This window comes from Streptomyces sp. NPDC042638, from assembly GCF_040647235.1.
GTDB classification, from domain to species: Bacteria; Actinomycetota; Actinomycetes; order Streptomycetales; family Streptomycetaceae; genus Streptomyces; species Streptomyces rameus.
Genome location: NZ_JBEZBT010000005.1, coordinates 209,341 through 223,721 on the forward strand (window position 1 = coordinate 209,341; position 14,381 = coordinate 223,721).

Annotated in this window: 15 protein-coding genes; 4 read left to right on the forward strand and 11 right to left on the reverse strand. The window is 71.8% G+C overall.

The window, feature by feature from the left end; genetic code table 11:
• Window positions 1-18: 18 nt before the first annotated feature.
• From AB0B40_RS06905 to AB0B40_RS06950, 10 genes are all read right to left on the reverse strand, one after another.
• Complete coding sequence (locus AB0B40_RS06905) at window positions 19-1,398, reverse strand: cytochrome P450 (protein WP_362263360.1); 1,380 nt, start codon at window positions 1,396-1,398, stop codon at window positions 19-21.
• Window positions 1,395-2,480, reverse strand: coding sequence for an epi-isozizaene synthase (gene cyc1 / locus AB0B40_RS06910; RefSeq protein WP_362263363.1), 1,086 nt, complete (start codon window positions 2,478-2,480; stop codon window positions 1,395-1,397). The genes AB0B40_RS06905 and cyc1 overlap by 4 nt, the downstream gene beginning before the upstream one ends.
• 290 nt (window positions 2,481-2,770) lie before the next feature.
• Entirely contained in the window at window positions 2,771-3,421 is a 651-nt protein-coding gene (gene def / locus AB0B40_RS06915) for a peptide deformylase (protein ID WP_345059703.1), read from the reverse strand.
• A 145-nt stretch (window positions 3,422-3,566) separates the two neighbouring features.
• Complete coding sequence (locus AB0B40_RS06920) at window positions 3,567-4,547, reverse strand: hypothetical protein (RefSeq protein WP_345059705.1); 981 nt, start codon at window positions 4,545-4,547, stop codon at window positions 3,567-3,569.
• Between the two features lie 100 nt (window positions 4,548-4,647).
• A complete protein-coding gene (locus AB0B40_RS06925; RefSeq protein WP_345059707.1) occupies window positions 4,648-5,928 on the reverse strand; it encodes an HD domain-containing protein in 1,281 nt (426 codons plus the stop codon).
• Window positions 5,925-7,229: an HD-GYP domain-containing protein gene (locus AB0B40_RS06930; RefSeq protein WP_362263367.1), complete on the reverse strand. Its 1,305-nt coding sequence runs from the start codon at window positions 7,227-7,229 to the stop codon at window positions 5,925-5,927. Before AB0B40_RS06930 ends, AB0B40_RS06925 begins: the two co-directional genes overlap by 4 nt.
• 111 nt (window positions 7,230-7,340) lie before the next feature.
• Window positions 7,341-7,652, reverse strand: coding sequence for a mycothiol system anti-sigma-R factor (rsrA, locus tag AB0B40_RS06935; RefSeq protein WP_345059711.1), 312 nt, complete (start codon window positions 7,650-7,652; stop codon window positions 7,341-7,343).
• A complete protein-coding gene (locus tag AB0B40_RS06940) occupies window positions 7,649-8,344 on the reverse strand; it encodes a sigma-70 family RNA polymerase sigma factor (protein WP_345059713.1) in 696 nt (231 codons plus the stop codon). The genes rsrA and AB0B40_RS06940 overlap by 4 nt, the downstream gene beginning before the upstream one ends.
• Before the next feature lie 255 nt (window positions 8,345-8,599).
• Complete coding sequence (locus tag AB0B40_RS06945; RefSeq protein WP_345059715.1) at window positions 8,600-9,229, reverse strand: alpha/beta family hydrolase; 630 nt, start codon at window positions 9,227-9,229, stop codon at window positions 8,600-8,602.
• A gap of 1 nt (window position 9,230) precedes the next feature.
• Entirely contained in the window at window positions 9,231-10,046 is an 816-nt protein-coding gene (locus tag AB0B40_RS06950; protein WP_345059717.1) for an SOS response-associated peptidase, read from the reverse strand.
• A 50-nt stretch (window positions 10,047-10,096) separates the two neighbouring features.
• On the opposite strand from AB0B40_RS06950, the gene AB0B40_RS06955 reads away from it, so the two are divergent.
• The 4 genes from AB0B40_RS06955 to AB0B40_RS06970 all read left to right on the forward strand — a co-directional run bounded on the left by AB0B40_RS06955 (window position 10,097) and on the right by AB0B40_RS06970 (window position 13,594).
• Window positions 10,097-10,819, forward strand: a complete 723-nt coding sequence (locus AB0B40_RS06955) for a M50 family metallopeptidase (protein WP_345059719.1) — start codon at window positions 10,097-10,099, stop codon at window positions 10,817-10,819.
• 28 nt (window positions 10,820-10,847) lie between these two features.
• Window positions 10,848-12,164, forward strand: a complete 1,317-nt coding sequence (gene aroA / locus AB0B40_RS06960; protein ID WP_345059721.1) for a 3-phosphoshikimate 1-carboxyvinyltransferase — start codon at window positions 10,848-10,850, stop codon at window positions 12,162-12,164.
• An 11-nt stretch (window positions 12,165-12,175) separates the two neighbouring features.
• A complete protein-coding gene (gene rsgA, locus AB0B40_RS06965; protein WP_345059723.1) occupies window positions 12,176-13,186 on the forward strand; it encodes a ribosome small subunit-dependent GTPase A in 1,011 nt (336 codons plus the stop codon).
• A gap of 84 nt (window positions 13,187-13,270) precedes the next feature.
• Complete coding sequence (locus AB0B40_RS06970) at window positions 13,271-13,594, forward strand: multidrug efflux SMR transporter (protein ID WP_345059725.1); 324 nt, start codon at window positions 13,271-13,273, stop codon at window positions 13,592-13,594.
• 136 nt (window positions 13,595-13,730) lie between these two features.
• On the opposite strand, the gene AB0B40_RS06975 is transcribed toward AB0B40_RS06970, so the two are convergent.
• Window positions 13,731-14,336, reverse strand: a complete 606-nt coding sequence (locus tag AB0B40_RS06975; protein ID WP_345059727.1) for a helix-turn-helix domain-containing protein — start codon at window positions 14,334-14,336, stop codon at window positions 13,731-13,733.
• Window positions 14,337-14,381: the final 45 nt, after the last annotated feature.

The following is a 14,381-nucleotide window of genomic DNA, read 5'->3' on the forward strand; positions in this document are numbered from 1 at the left end:
GCGCCGGTACCAGGTGGCCTACCAGGGCATGGCCCGGAGCAGCAGGTCGTGCGGGCGCAGCGTGATGCCCACGCGTGTGGCGTCGTTCGACCCGCTGACCTGCTCGAAGCGGTACTTCGCCGAGATCGCCGCGGTGATCAGGCTCAGCTGGGTCATGGAGAAGTGGTCGCTGGGGCACTTGCGGTTGCCCACGCTGAACGGGCTCATGGCGTACTTCGGTACCTCCTTGGACCGCTCGGGCAGCCAGCGGTCGGGGTCGAAGTCGAGGTGGCGGGCGTAGGAGCGGCCGTCGCGCTGGATCGCGTACGGGCTGTAGACGATGTCCGCCCCGGCCGGAATGCGATAGCCGCCGAGTACGGTGTCGGACACCGCGCGCCGCGTCAGAATCCAGACGGCCGGCCGGAGTCGCATGGCCTCGACGACGACATTGTTGGTGTGCGTGAGTGAGCGCACGTGCTCGAATCCAACCGGTCGGCCACCGGTCACGGATTCGACCTCGGTCCGTACCTTCTCGGCGTGTTCCGGGTGTTCGGCGAGGACCTGGAGCAACCACATGATCGTGGACGCGACTGTTTCGCTGCCCGGGGTGAGTATCGCGACGACCTGGTCGTGGATCTCCTGTTCCCCGATGGGGTCGCCATTGTCGTCCTTCGCCTCCAGCAATGCCGTCAGCAAATCGTCCGGCTTTTGACCAGATGCCCTGCGCTCGGCGACGATCTCGTCCACCAGCAGATGCAAATCGGCCAAGGCCCGGTTGAATTCGCGGTTGGCCGGGAACGGCAGCCGGTAGAGCGGCCCGAGCGGGATCACCATCCGGCGGTACATACCGCGGAAGACGGTGGCGAGGTCGGTGCTGAGCCGTTCCGCGCGCTCGTCCATGTAGTCACCGCGCAGCAGGCAGCGGGCGGCGATGCGGACGGCGACCCGGAAGGACTCCGAGGTGCAGTCGATGGTCTCGCCGGGTTTCCAGCGATCGGTCAGCGCGTGCGCCTCCTCCTCCATGACCGGGCCGTAGCCGGGTATCGCGTCGAGCCGGAACGCGGGCTGTATGGTGCGCCGTTGCCGGCGGTGCCGCGGGCCGTTCGCGGTGGCCACGCCCTCCTTGCCGAGGAGCCCTTCGAGGGACTCCCACAGCGGGCCGTCGATGCTGAAGTCGGGGCTCAGGGCCAGTGCGCCGGTGAGCGCCGGCGTGGTGACGGCGTACACCGTCTTGGGGCCGAGCTTCAGGCGCACGATCTCGCCGTGCTCGCGCAGCCCGGACATGAAGGCGAGCGGGTCACGGACCAGTTTCAGGCCGTGCCCGAGGACCGGTAGGGCTCCCCCGGCCAGGGGCGGTTCGCGCAGTTCGGACGCCTCGGGGGTCGCGGGGGTCGCGGGCTGCACCGACTCGACGGTCATTTCTCACCTGCCGCTTCGTTCGTGACGTACGGGGGCGTGGAGCGGTCCTCCCAGCTGTCGACCATGTACCGGCCGGACTCGTGGTGGAACCAGTAGACGGAGCTGAACCAGTTGCGCATATTGCCGACGCAGGACCGGAGGGCGGCGCTCAGTTCCTTGCCGCGCACCGTTCCGTCGTCGATTTCCTCGGCGAACCGCAGGGATTTCCGTTCGGCCACGAGGAATTCGGTGATGCACTCCTCGACGCGCCGCCTGACTTCGTCCACCGCTTCTTCCAGGGTCAGCCCCTCATGGGTGATGAGACTGATCCCCAGATTGTGCACCTCGTCGCCCGCTATTTCCTTCGGCAGCGAGCAGAGGTCGTTGTACCATGCGGCGAATTCCTGACTGAGGAGAGCCGCCCGGCGGTACGCCGGGTTTTTCCTTACGGACTCCGGGAGTTCACACCCGGCGCTGGGTTCCAGCAGGTCCGTCCATATCCAGTGGGCGAAGGTGTGGCGGCGCAGGGCGAGATACTCCTCGACGCCGGGTATGTATCCCTCGGTGCGGTTGCGGAATTCCCGGTCGTAAGCCTCGATCACGGCGTGGACGTGCCGGGCGAACCGCTGGTTCCAGGTGCGCGGCAGGAAGCCGTACAGCCGCAGCACGCTGTCCGCGAAGCCCGCCACCAGCGGGTCGGGATGGTGCAGATGGTGCCCGGGTGCGTCGAGGGCCGCGTGCAGCCGGTACCGCAGCCGCCGCCAGTCGCCCACTCGGCCGTGCACGATGTCCCGGTCGTGGCGGTCGTCCCAGACGAAGAACCAGGCGCTGTAGTCGGCTATGGCCTGCAGGACCTCGTCCGGGGCTCCTGTGTAGAAGCCCGCCATGAGGTCGGTGTAGCACAGGCCATCGGCATATTCCGTCACCTTGGCCGCCGGCATGAGCCGTTTTTCCAGCAGCCAGAGCCGAGTCTTCTCCTGAAGTCGTGGCCAATACGGATGCAGTTGCCGTGGAAAGGCCGATTCGATCACCGGGAGTGCCAGTGAGGGTGGTACTACGACCGCCGTCGGCGTCGCTGTGGTGCTGTGTGGGAAAGCTTGCACGAACAAACCCCTCTCAGCCGCCAGGAGCGCACGCGCCCTCCCCCTGTGCCGGGCGTGCGCCGTTGCGTATCCCCGCACTTACATTCAGCACCACAACTGACCGCCGTGGGAACGGATTTGCTCCACTCACCACCCCAAGGTGCCGAGATTCCCCCCTCGTGTGACTGATTAGGGATCACCAGGGGCACGGAAGGGATCGGTTGTACGACGCACGCGCGAGCGAACAGGGGCGACACGAAGGCGCCCGGCCTGGAGTGATCCGGCCGGGCGCCCCACGTGATCCGCGCGGGTCAGTCGTTGGCGACCACGGGGTAGCGTGGCTCGTTCTCGGCCATCTGCCGCAGCGCGTCCTTGCGGTCCCGCTTCGAGAGCCGGTCGATGTAGAGGTAGCCGTAGAGGTGGTCGGTCTCGTGCTGCAAACAGCGCGCGAAGTAGCCGGTGCCCCGGACCTTGATCGGGTTGCCCTGCTCGTCCTGGCCGGTCACCTCGGCGTAGTCGGGACGCGCGAGCGCCGCGTACGCCGTGGGCACGGACAGGCAGCCCTCGTTGCTGTCGTCGAGCCGGCGCTTCTCGGCGGGCAGGTCGACCAGCTTCGGGTTGCACACCACGCCGACGTGCCGGACGCCCTCGTCGTCCTGGCAGTCGTAGACGAACACCTTCCGGTCGACACCGATCTGGTTGGCGGCCAGGCCCACACCCTCGGCGGTGCGCTGGCTGGCGAACATGTCGGCGACCAGCTGCCCCAGCTCCTCGCCGAACTCGGTGACGTCCTTGCACTCCTTGTGCAGCACCGGGTTGCCGACGACCGTGATCGGCCGCGAGGTGCCGCGCTCACGCCAGGCCCTCTCACGCTCCTCGCAGTCCTCCGTGTCGACGACATAGCCCTCGCCGTCGACGGGGAGCACGCCCGCGTGCTGCTGATCGGTGTCCTGCTGCGCCATGACCGACGTACGCCTTCCTCAAAGAACAGGGGGAGATGCTGCTGATACAGGGTACGTGGGGCGCGGCCGGGAGGGGCGCGGGACGTGTCTGATCTGCGGCTCCGCCCCGCGGGCGCGATCAGCCACGACGGACCGCCGGACGGACTCAGCAGACCTCTTCAAGATCCCTCCAGTCCCGGGAATCGGGACTGTCGGCCACCCACCCGTCGAGCAGTCCCCGCACCAGCGAGGCCGGCGCGGCCACCCCGCACTCGCGCTCCGGGACCCACAGCTGCCCGTCGGTCCGGTGCCCCAGCGGCCCGGGGTGTCCCGGCTCGCTGTGGTCGTGCGGGTCGAGATGCACACCGTCACCCTCGTCCGACGGCATCCGGGACTCGGAACACATGCGGCACAGCAACCGCACCGACGAGGACCAGTCCTCGGCGGCGAACCCGGCGTCGGCCGCGAGCTGCTCCAGCGCCTCCCGGTCGGCCTCGGTGGCCGCTTCCAGCAGGACCACCCAGGTGGGGACGGGGGACGGCGCCCACAGCTCGATCTCGTCGAAGACCGGGTAGGCGTGCCCGGTGGACGTGGTGCGCTCGCCGTGCGGGACGCCGTCGTGCAGCACGACCTCGCCCCAGCGCCGCCCGGAGGAGGGAAGCGGGATGGAGAGGACCTCCAGCCGGGCCGGGTCCAGCCGGCGGCCCCACACGACCTCGGCCTCACCCTCCGGGGACAGCCGTACGGCCGCGCTGCCCAGCTCCATGCCCAGGGGCTCGGCGGTGGCCGCGGCATCCCCGGGCACCTTCAGGCCGTACGCCTGCCAGGCGCGGCGGGCCAGCGGCCAGTCCTGCAGGGCGGTGGCGGCGATGCCCACGTTCCACCAGTCCGGCGCCCCGGTCTCCCGGTCGAGCAGGGCGACCGCGCGCAGCCCGGCCGCGCGGGCCTGCTCCCAGTCGTGCCGGAACTTGTGCAGCAGAGCGAGGTTGAACCAGGACTCCGAGAGCCAGGGTTCCAGATCGGCAGCGCGTGTCAGCAGCTCTCCCGCGTCCTCGTACCGGCCGTCGCCGATGAGTGTGAACGCCCGGTCGGTGGCCTGCCGCCAGGAGGCGGAGGGCCGGTGCCGTCCCTTGCCGAAGATCCTCACGATTCCCGCCTGCCAGTTCCATTTCCCTACAGTGGGCTGGCTTGTGCCCCCGGACACCCTCTCCCTCGCATCCAACCACGTACGGCGGGAAAGGCGCTCATTACCCATGGGTTACCCAGCCGGGCGCGGGGTCAGACAGTCCCGTTCGTCCCGCGGGGACCCGCTCCCGCACGGCCTGGGGCTGGGCCAGCACCCGGGCGAGCGACTCCACGACCTCGGGAGCGTAGTCCCCCCCGGTGCCGAGGCGCAGTTCCTCCAGCGCACGCAGGGGGCCCTCGGGGCCGGCGTCCCGGGTCTTCTCCTCGTAGGCGTTCACGGCCCGGACGATGCGGGCGGCGAGCGGCTGCTCCGGGTAGGGATCGGCCTGCCGCTCCACGACGACGGCGACGGCCGCGTCGACCCCGGTCTGCCGGACGACGGCCCCGCCGAGCAGCGCGATGCGCCGCTGCTCGGCAGCGGGCAGGGCGGCGGTGGCGCCGGCCGGGACCGGGTCGACGAGGCTGAGCTGTCCGATGTCGTGCATCAGGGCCGCGTACTCCAGGACGGCCAGGTCCGCTCCGGTCAGGCCGAGGTCCCGGCCGACGGCGAGGCTGAGCGCGGCGACGCGGCGGGCGTGCCCGGCGGGGGTGCAGCCGGCGATCTCGGTGGCCCGGGCGAGGGAGGCGATGGTCTGCCGGTAGGTGGCCCGGACGGCCGCATAGCGGCGCACGGACAGCTGGACGAGCAGCATGGGCAGGCAGAACACGGGCAGCGCCCACAGGCCGACGACGGCGAACGCCAGCGCGATCACCGCGCCGGTCGCGACGACGGCTGAGCCGATGCCGCGCAGTCCGCGCAACTCCTCGCGCAGCCGCGGGCCGAACGGCCAGCCGGTGCGGCAGTGGGCCAGCGCGGCGGCCAGCACGGCGCCGCACAGGGAGGTGAGGGCGAGCAGGGTGAGCAGCAGCAGGGCGTAGGCGGGGCCGCTCCAGGAGCTGAAGACGCCCTCGTTGTACAGGGGTTGGAAGCAGACGGCGGCGAAGCCCACGGTGAGCACGCGGCGGGCCAGGTGGTCGGCGGTGCCGCCGCGGCCGGACCAGATGTGCGGGACGGCGCCGAGCAGGGCGGCGACGAGGACGACGGTGACGACCTGGGCGGCGCCGTGCTGGCTGGGCCGTCCGGCATCGGCGCCCAGCAGGGCGTACGACAGGGAGCCGGCGGCGCCCAGGGGCGCGGCCTGGCGGCCCTGGGCGTCGCTCCACCGGGTCAGCTCGCCGATGGTGACGAGCACTCCGAAGGCGAGCGCGTCACCGCGGTCGGCCAGGCCGGTCCACAGGGTGACGGCGAGGGAGCCCGCCGCGACGAGGGCCGCCGTGCCGTGGACGAGCCTCAGGACGGTCATCGGGGCGCTCCGGTGCGGGAGGCCCGCTCCGCGGGCGGGGGCCCGTACGCCGGTTCGTCGGCGGTGACCGAGGGATGCCAACCGGAGCGGCGCAGGGCACGGACGAGCGCGGTGACCATCCGGGGGTCGAAGTGCGACCCGGCACAGCGCTCCAGCTCGGCGAGGGCCGCCTCGACCGGGCGGGCCCTGCTGTAGGAGCGGGTGGAGGTCATGGCGTCGAAGGCGTCGGCGACGGCGACGATCCGGGCGCACTCGGGGATCTGGGCTCCGGCCAGGCCGTAGGGGTAGCCCTTGCCGTCGAGCCGCTCGTGGTGGTGGAGGATGGCCGCGCGGGCCTCGCCGAGGAAGGAGATCCCGCGGACCATCTCGTGGCCGTACTCGGGATGCAGTTCGATGATCCGCCGCTCTTCGGGGGTGAGCGGGCCGTCCTTGCGCAGCAGCCGGGTGGGCACACCCAGCTTGCCGACGTCGTGCAGGATGCCGGCGAAGCGCAGCACCTCGACGCGGTCGTCGTCCATGCCGAGTTCGCGGGCGATCAGCACGGACGCCTGCCCGACGCGTTCGCTGTGGCCGCGGGTGTAGCCGTCCTTGATGTCGACGGCCTGGACGAGGGCGCGGATGGTGGCCTGGTGGGCCGCGCGTTCGCGGTGGTACTGGGCGAACACCCACCAGGAGACGCACATCGGCAGCAGCACGAGCAGCGCGGACACGGGCCCGTAGGGGCTGCGCCACAGCACGGCCATCATCAGCCCGGCCAGTCCGTGCACCGCGACGGCGGCGAGGGAGCGGGCGAACAGCCCGCGCCAGGCCCGCCGCAGCGGCACCGGCCCGGCCGCCGCGCGCAGACCGCCGTCGAGCGTGGTGAGCACCAGGCAGAAGGCGAGGACCGCCGCTCCGGCGGGCAGCAGGGCGTACGGGAAGTCGGAGCCGACGACGGCGTCCCCGCCGTCGAGTGCCCCGTGCACCCGGGCGGCCGCCCACACGGCGAGCGCGGGCCGCGCGGCCCGCCAGACGCGCCGTGGCAGGGCGGGCCGGTGTTCGACCGGGGAGAGCAGGGCGGCGGGCACCGGCACGAGCGCGGCGGCCGACGGGGTCAGCAGGAACGCGCCGGCGAGCAGGACGGGGTAGAAGGGACCGCCGAAGCGGCGGTGCACCATGCGCTCGCAGGCCGCGTAGAGGGCGGCGAGCAGGACCGTCGCCGACCAGGGGGCGGGGGCCGTCGGCGGACGCACCAGGCAGAGTGCGGCCAGCAGGGCGACACCGGCCACATAGCAGCGCGCCCTCGCCGGTACCGCGTCCATCACGCCCCTCCCCGACCGTGCCTCTCCAGGCTCGGAGCCTAGGACGGCTGTCGGGGGGTGCGGGGCCTATGACCTGAGGATTAGCACGTTCGGGTGATATGCCCCGGCGTGTCAGGACTCCTGCGAGGCGATCGGGGCCTTGGTCACGTCGTGCTCCGGCACGGCCTGCCCGGAGCGGATCAGCTCGATCCGCCCCATGACCTTGGCCCGGAGGTCGGCGGGCACGTCGTCATGACCGCAGCACCGCTTGACGAGCTTCTTCACGGCCTGCTCCAGGCCGTACTTCTCCAGGCACGGCGAGCACTCCTCGAAGTGGTGCTGGAACTTGTCGCGGTCGACGTCCGGCATCTCGCTGTCGAGGAACTCGTACAAGTGGTCGAGGACCTCACCGCAGTCCGTCTCGTGCGGCTCTCCGCAGCTCATGAGCCCGAGCCTTTCGCTTCGTTCGACTCTCCGGCGCCCGCCGGGACCAGCCCCCGTTCCCGGGCGTAGTCCTCCAGCATGTCGCGCAGCTGACGGCGGCCCCGGTGCAGCCGGGACATCACCGTACCGATGGGTGTCCCCATGATGTCCGCGATCTCCTTGTACGCAAAGCCCTCGACGTCCGCGAGATAGACGGCGATGCGGAACTCCTCGGGGATCGCCTGCAGCGCTTCCTTCACGTCCGAGTCGGGCAGGTGGTCGAGCGCCTGCGACTCGGCGGAGCGCAGACCCGTCGACATGTGCGACTCGGCGCGCGCGAGCTGCCAGTCCTCGATCTCCTCGGCAGCACTGCGCTGGGGTTCGCGCTGCTTCTTGCGGTAGGAGTTGATGAACGTGTTGGTGAGGATCCGGTACAGCCACGCCTTGAGGTTCGTGCCCTCGCGGAACTGGTGGAAGGACGCGTACGCCTTCGCGTACGTCTCCTGCACCAGGTCCTCGGCGTCGGCCGGGTTGCGCGTCATGCGCAGTGCGGCCGAGTACATCTGGTCGAGGAACTCGAGCGCGTCCCGCTCGAAGCGCGCGCTGCGCTCCACGGTCGTCTCACCGGACGCTTCCGCTCGGACGCCCTGGCCCTCGGGCAGCTCCGCCTGGCCGTTGTCGGCCCCTGCGTCGGTCCCAGTGACCGGACCCACCTCCTCAAGATCCCGGGCAGGACCGAAACCGGCCCCACTCGTTTCGGAGGATAGAACACGACCCGTGCCTGCCGCCGCTCGAATAGGAGCGATCTTGGCCGCGTGCAGCACCGACCATTCGAGGTCACGGCTGTCGCTGCGAGCCGGGCATATGGTCGAACCCATGCGGCGGACTTCCTCTCCTTGACGTCGGTGCCGAGACCCTCAGCACTTCTGTCCGCCTCAACAGCGGGCCGCCGCGGGGCATTCCCGGTGTCACACGAGTGACGCGATCCACTCCCGCACCCCGCCGGTGATGATCTCCAGCACCCGCTCCGGGGTGGTCTCCGCCCGCTTGGGCACCGCGAACCCGTGATCGGCGTACGGCACCTGGACCATTCCGAAACCGCCCTGCGGAAACTCCTCGGGCCGCCCGAAGGGATCGCTGCCGCCCTGTACGACCAGCGTGGGCACACCGGCGCCCAGCAGTTCTTCCGCCCGGGACTTCTCCGGCCTGCCCGGCGGGTGCAGCGGGAAGCTCAGGGCGAGCACGGCGTGTGCGCCCAGCCCGGCCGCCGTACGGCAGGCGACCCGGGCGCCCGCGCTGCGGCCTCCGGAGACCACCGGCAGCCCGGGTTCCGCGAGCGCGGGCCACACCCCGCGCCAGCCGGTGTCCAGGGTCTTCGGGGCGGGCGCGACCTTCTTGCCGGCGACCCGCCAGGGCTGCTCGACGAGGGCGACGGTGACGCCGTGCCCCGGGAGCGCCTCGGCCAGTGCCCGCAGGTCGCGTGCCTCGACGCCGCCGCCCGCCCCATGGCCGAGGGCGAGCACCAGCCGTGGCCGCCCGGCCCTGTGCCAGGTGATCCGGGCGTCCCCCGCATCCGTACCAACGATCTCGGTAGTCACGTCAGAAGAGTGTGCCCTCTTCCGGTGCCGGCAGCTCTTTCAGCAGCTCCGGTCCGTTGTTGCGGACGTTGCTGACGGCCGTGGGGACGGGGTAGGCGCGCATCAGGCCGGCCGGGGGCGGGGCGAGCAGCTCGCGCAGCTCGTCGGGGTCGGTGCGGGAGGGGTCGAGCCAGGCGTCCCAGCGGTCCGGGGTGAGCATCAGCGGCATCCGGGGGTGGATGTCGGCGAGGGCGTGCGGGCCCTCGGCGGGGGCGACCGCCAGCGGGGTCCGCTCCGCCTCGGTGGTGATCACCGAGCAGGTCACCCACCAGGCCCCGGGGTGGTCGTCGGGCAGGGTCCGGTCGCGCCAGAACTCGTACAGGCCGGCCATCGCGAACACCGAGCCGTCGGCGGGCAGCACGAAGTACGGCTGCTTGCGCGGCCGCTTCTTCCTGCCCTCGGCCTCCAGCTCGCGCTCCTGCTCGCCGGTGACCCACTCGTAGTAGCCGTCGGCCGGCAGGACGCAGCGGCGGGCGGCGAAGGCGCGGCGGTAGGCCGGCTTCTCGTGCACGGTCTCCGCGCGCGCGTTGATCATGCGGGCGCCGCCCTCGGGCGTCTTGGCCCAGGACGGGACCAGCCCCCACCTCAGCTTCCGAAGCTGGCGAACCGGACGCGGAGATTCCGCGTCTTTCAGGGGGCGGTCCAGGACGGCGTAGACCTCTTTGGTCGGCGCCACGTTGTAGTCCGGCTCCAGGGTCTCCTCGGGATCCCACTTCTCGACCTCAAAGGTTGCTGCGAGATCCTCGGGCCTACGACTCGATGCATACCGTCCGCACATACGTGCCACACTGCCAGACTCCGTACCAGCAGAGGGAGCCACTCCGCCACATGGACAGCCTCGCCGCCATCGCGCTGCCCGGCCTCTGGGACCGGCTCACGGGCACCCAGCCCGACCCGGACCTGTGGGTGGTGCTGGCCACTCTGGGCGCGGCGCTCGCCGTGGTCGTCCCGCACCCGCTGTGGCGGATAGCCCGCAACGCGGTCACCATCGCGCACGAGGGCGGCCACGGACTGATCGCCCTGCTCACCGGCCGGCAGCTGACCGGCATCCGGCTGCACTCCGACACCAGCGGGCTCACCCTCAGCCGGGGCAAGCCGTACGGCCTGGGAATGATCCTCACGGCCGCCGCGGGGTACACGGCGCCCTCGCTGCTGGGGCTCGGCGGGGCCGCGCTGCTGGCGTCCGGCCGCATCACCCTGCTGCTGTGGGCGGCCACCGCGCTGCTGGTCGCGATGCTGGTGATGATCCGCAACGCGTACGGCGTACTGACCGTGGTCCTCGCGGGCGGGGCGTTCCTGCTGGTGTCCTGGCTGGCGGGACCGCAGGTGCAGGCGGCGTTCGCGTACGCGGTGGTGTGGTTCCTGCTGTTCGGCGGGGTCCGTCCGCCGTTCGAACTGCAGGCCAAGCGGTCGCGGGGCGGGGCCGGGGACTCGGACGCGGACCAGCTGTCGCGGCTGACGCACGTACCGGCCGGCCTGTGGCTGTTCCTGTTCCACGCGGTGTCCCTGTGCTCGCTGATCGGCGGAGGTCGCTGGCTGCTGGAAGGTTGACCCCGGACCCTCCTTATAAAGTGGCCCCATGGCCCCGAACAGCTCCTCCACCGCCCTCTGGCCCGCCCCGCACGCGAGCGGGCCCGTCGACGCCACGGTCCACGTGCCGGGGTCCAAGTCGGTCACCAACCGCGCCCTGGTCCTCGCCGCCCTCGCCTCCGAGCCGGGCTGGCTGCGCCGCCCGCTGCGGTCCAGGGACACCCTGCTGATGGCCGGCGCCCTCAGGGCCATGGGCGTGGAGATCGAGGAAGGGGTCGGCCCCGACGGCACCGGCGAGGCGTGGCGGGTGCTGCCCACGGGCCTGCACGGTCCGGCCACGGTCGACGTCGGCAACGCCGGCACGGTGATGCGGTTCCTGCCGCCGGTGGCCGCGCTGGCCGACGGTCCGATCCGGTTCGACGGCGACCCGCGGTCGTACGAGCGGCCCCTCGACGGAGTGATCGACGCGCTGCGCGTGCTCGGCGCCCGGATCGACGACGACGGCCGGGGCACACTGCCGCTGACCGTGCACGGCGGCGGGGCCCTGGACGGCGGCCCGGTCTCGATCGACGCCTCCTCGTCCTCCCAGTTCGTCTCGGCGCTGCTGCTGTCCGGACCGCGCTTCAACCAGGGCGTCGAGGTCCGGCACACCGGCACGAGCCTCCCCTCCCTGCCGCACATCCGGATGACGGTGGACATGCTGCGCGCGGTCGGCGCCCAGGTGGACACCCCGGAGTCGGGCGGCGAGCCGAACGTGTGGCGGGTGACGCCGGGCGCGCTGCTCGGCCGGGACCTGACGATCGAGCCGGATCTGTCCAACGCGCAGCCGTTCCTGGCGGCGGCCCTGGTCACCGGCGGAAAGGTGCGGATCCCGGACTGGCCGGCCCGCACCACCCAGCCGGGCGACCGGCTGCGGGAGATCTTCACCGAGATGGGCGGTTCCTGCGAACTCACCGAGTCCGGGCTGGACTTCACCGGTTCGGGTGCGATCCACGGCATCGATGTGGACCTGGGCGACGTGGGCGAGCTGACCCCGGGCGTCGCGGCGGTGGCCGCGCTCGCCGACTCGCCGTCCACCCTGCGGGGCGTGGCCCATCTGCGGCTGCACGAGACCGACCGGCTGGCCGCGCTCACCAAGGAGATCAACGAGCTGGGCGGTGACGTCACCGAGACCGCCGACGGCCTGCACATCCGTCCGCGCCCGCTGCACGGCGGCACCTTCCACACCTACGAGGACCACCGCATGGCGACCGCCGGTGCGATCATCGGCCTGGCGGTCGAGGGAGTGCGGATCGAGAACGTGGCGACGACGGCGAAGACCCTGCCGGACTTCCCCGAGCTGTGGACCGGGATGCTCGGGCAGTAGGGACTTGAGTCATGCGCCGCTACGGCAAGCACACCGACGAGGACGACATCCGCAGCCGTCCCAACCGCAAGGGCAACCGGCCGCGGACGAACATCCGGCCCAAACACGAGGACGCGGCCGAGGGCATGGTCCTCACGGTCGACCGGGGCCGGCTGACCTGCCTGGTCGAGGACCGGGTCGTCATGGCGATGAAGGCCCGTGAGCTGGGTCGCAAGGCGGCGATCGTCGGCGACCGGGTGGCCCTGGTCGGTGACCTGTCCGGCGCGAAGGACACCCTCGCGCGCATCGTGCGCATCGGGGAGCGGACATCGGTGCTGCGCCGTACCGCCGACGACGACGACCCCTACGAGCGGGTCGTCGTCGCCAACGCCGACCAGCTGGCGATCGTCACCGCGCTCGCCGACCCCGAACCGCGCCCCCGCCTCATCGACCGCTGTCTGGTCGCGGCCTTCGACGGCGGCCTGGAGCCGCTGCTGGTGATGACCAAGTCGGACCTGGCCCCGCCGGACAAGCTGCTGGAGCTGTACGGCGCCCTCGACATCCCCTACGTCGTCACCAGCCGTGAGGAGCTGGAGAACGGCGATGCGGCGGACCGGGTGCGCGCACAGCTCGACGGCAAGATCACCGCGTTCGTGGGCCACTCGGGCGTCGGCAAGACGACCCTGGTCAACGCGCTCGTGCCGGAGGAGCTGCGGCGTACGACGGGACACGTCAACGCGGTGACCGGCCGGGGCCGGCACACCACGACGTCCGCGCTGGCGCTGCCGCTGAGCGGCGACGGGGGCTGGGTCGTCGACACCCCGGGCGTCCGTTCCTTCGGGCTCGCGCACATCGACCCGTCCCGGGTGATCCACGCCTTCCCGGATCTGGAACCCGGCACGGAGGGCTGCCCGCGCGCGTGCAGTCACGACGAGCCGGACTGCGCGCTGGACGCGTGGGTGGCGGAGGGTCACGCGGACCCGGCGCGGCTGTACTCCCTGCGCCGGCTGCTGTCCACGCGGGAGCGCAAGGAAGGCGACTGAGGCCCGCGTTGTTTGCCCGGCCGTGAGTGCGGCAAGTGCATAATCGCACCGAGCCGGAGATCCGGACCAACGGGAGGACAGCGCATGGCGTGGCTGCTGGTCATAGTGGCCGGGATTCTGGAGACCGGTTTCGCCGTGTGCCTGAAACTCTCGCACGGGTTCACGCGCCTGTGGCCGACGGTCGCCTTCGCCTCGTTCGCCCTGGGCAGCTTCGGTCTGCTGACCCTCTCCCTGAAGAAGCTGGACGTCGGCCCCGCCTACGCCGTGTGGACCGGCATCGGCGCGGCCGGCACCGCGATCTACGGCATGATCTTCCTAGGCGACCTCGTGTCCACCCTGAAGATCGTCTCCATCAGCCTGGTCATCATCGGGGTGATCGGGCTTCAGCTGTCGGGGTCCGCGCACTAGGTGTATTGATCACGAGGAGAGCACCGGCCCGGTCCGGCACCGCGCCGCGCACCGAGTCCGCCGGCCCAGTCGTCAGGCCGGTGTACGACCCCGCTGCCGGAGGGTGAAGCGGCAGGCCGTCATACGGCGGCGGCCGTCACACCAGGTGCCGCGGGAGCACCGCCCGCACCAGTTCCGCCGTCCCGCCCTCCGCGGGCGGGGCCGCCACGCAGGACAGGGCGAGGCGTACGACCAGTTCGCAGGAGCGCAGCAGCTCGGCGGCGTCGGCCGGGGCGGCGCCGGGACCGGCCAGCGCGGTCACCGCGCGGTCCCGGACGATCCGCACGAAGTCATGGGGCGCCGGCAGCGGCCCGTCCGCCCGGCGCTGGGCCGGCACCGTGGTGGTGGAGGAGACGGCGGTGAGCGGCGGGGCCGGCAGCCGCTCGGTCCAGCAACCGGTGAGCATGGCCCGGACCAGCGCGTTCTCCCGGGCCACCGTGGCGGTCCACTCGATGGCGGCGGTGAGCCGGTCGCCCGCCTCGCCGGAGCCCGCCAGGGCCCGTTCGACACCGGCGAGGTAACCGTCGGCCTCCCTGCGCACCAGTGCCCGGGCCAGCCCGTCCTTGCTGCCGAACTCGTTGTAGAGGGTCTGCCGGGACACGCCCGCCGACGCGGCCACGTCGACCATCCGCACGGCGGACCACGGCCGGCGCGCGAGCGCGGTGTAGGCGGCGTCCAACAACGACTCCCGGGCAGCGGGCATCTCGCCTCCCTGGGCCACAGCGACATCTGCGCCCAGATTTGACGC

Coding starts and splice junctions, on each gene's coding strand:
- rsrA (WP_345059711.1), bottom strand. CDS start 7,652: ATGAGCTGCGGAGAGCCGCACGAGACGGACTGCGGTGAGGTCCTCGAC.
- AB0B40_RS06905 (WP_362263360.1), bottom strand. CDS start 1,398: ATGACCGTCGAGTCGGTGCAGCCCGCGACCCCCGCGACCCCCGAGGCG.
- def (WP_345059703.1), bottom strand. CDS start 3,421: ATGGCGCAGCAGGACACCGATCAGCAGCACGCGGGCGTGCTCCCCGTC.
- aroA (WP_345059721.1), top strand. CDS start 10,848: ATGGCCCCGAACAGCTCCTCCACCGCCCTCTGGCCCGCCCCGCACGCG.
- AB0B40_RS06955 (WP_345059719.1), top strand. CDS start 10,097: ATGGACAGCCTCGCCGCCATCGCGCTGCCCGGCCTCTGGGACCGGCTC.
- AB0B40_RS06950 (WP_345059717.1), bottom strand. CDS start 10,046: ATGTGCGGACGGTATGCATCGAGTCGTAGGCCCGAGGATCTCGCAGCA.
- AB0B40_RS06970 (WP_345059725.1), top strand. CDS start 13,271: ATGGCGTGGCTGCTGGTCATAGTGGCCGGGATTCTGGAGACCGGTTTC.
- AB0B40_RS06930 (WP_362263367.1), bottom strand. CDS start 7,229: ATGGACGCGGTACCGGCGAGGGCGCGCTGCTATGTGGCCGGTGTCGCC.
- AB0B40_RS06975 (WP_345059727.1), bottom strand. CDS start 14,336: ATGCCCGCTGCCCGGGAGTCGTTGTTGGACGCCGCCTACACCGCGCTC.
- AB0B40_RS06925 (WP_345059707.1), bottom strand. CDS start 5,928: ATGACCGTCCTGAGGCTCGTCCACGGCACGGCGGCCCTCGTCGCGGCG.
- rsgA (WP_345059723.1), top strand. CDS start 12,176: ATGCGCCGCTACGGCAAGCACACCGACGAGGACGACATCCGCAGCCGT.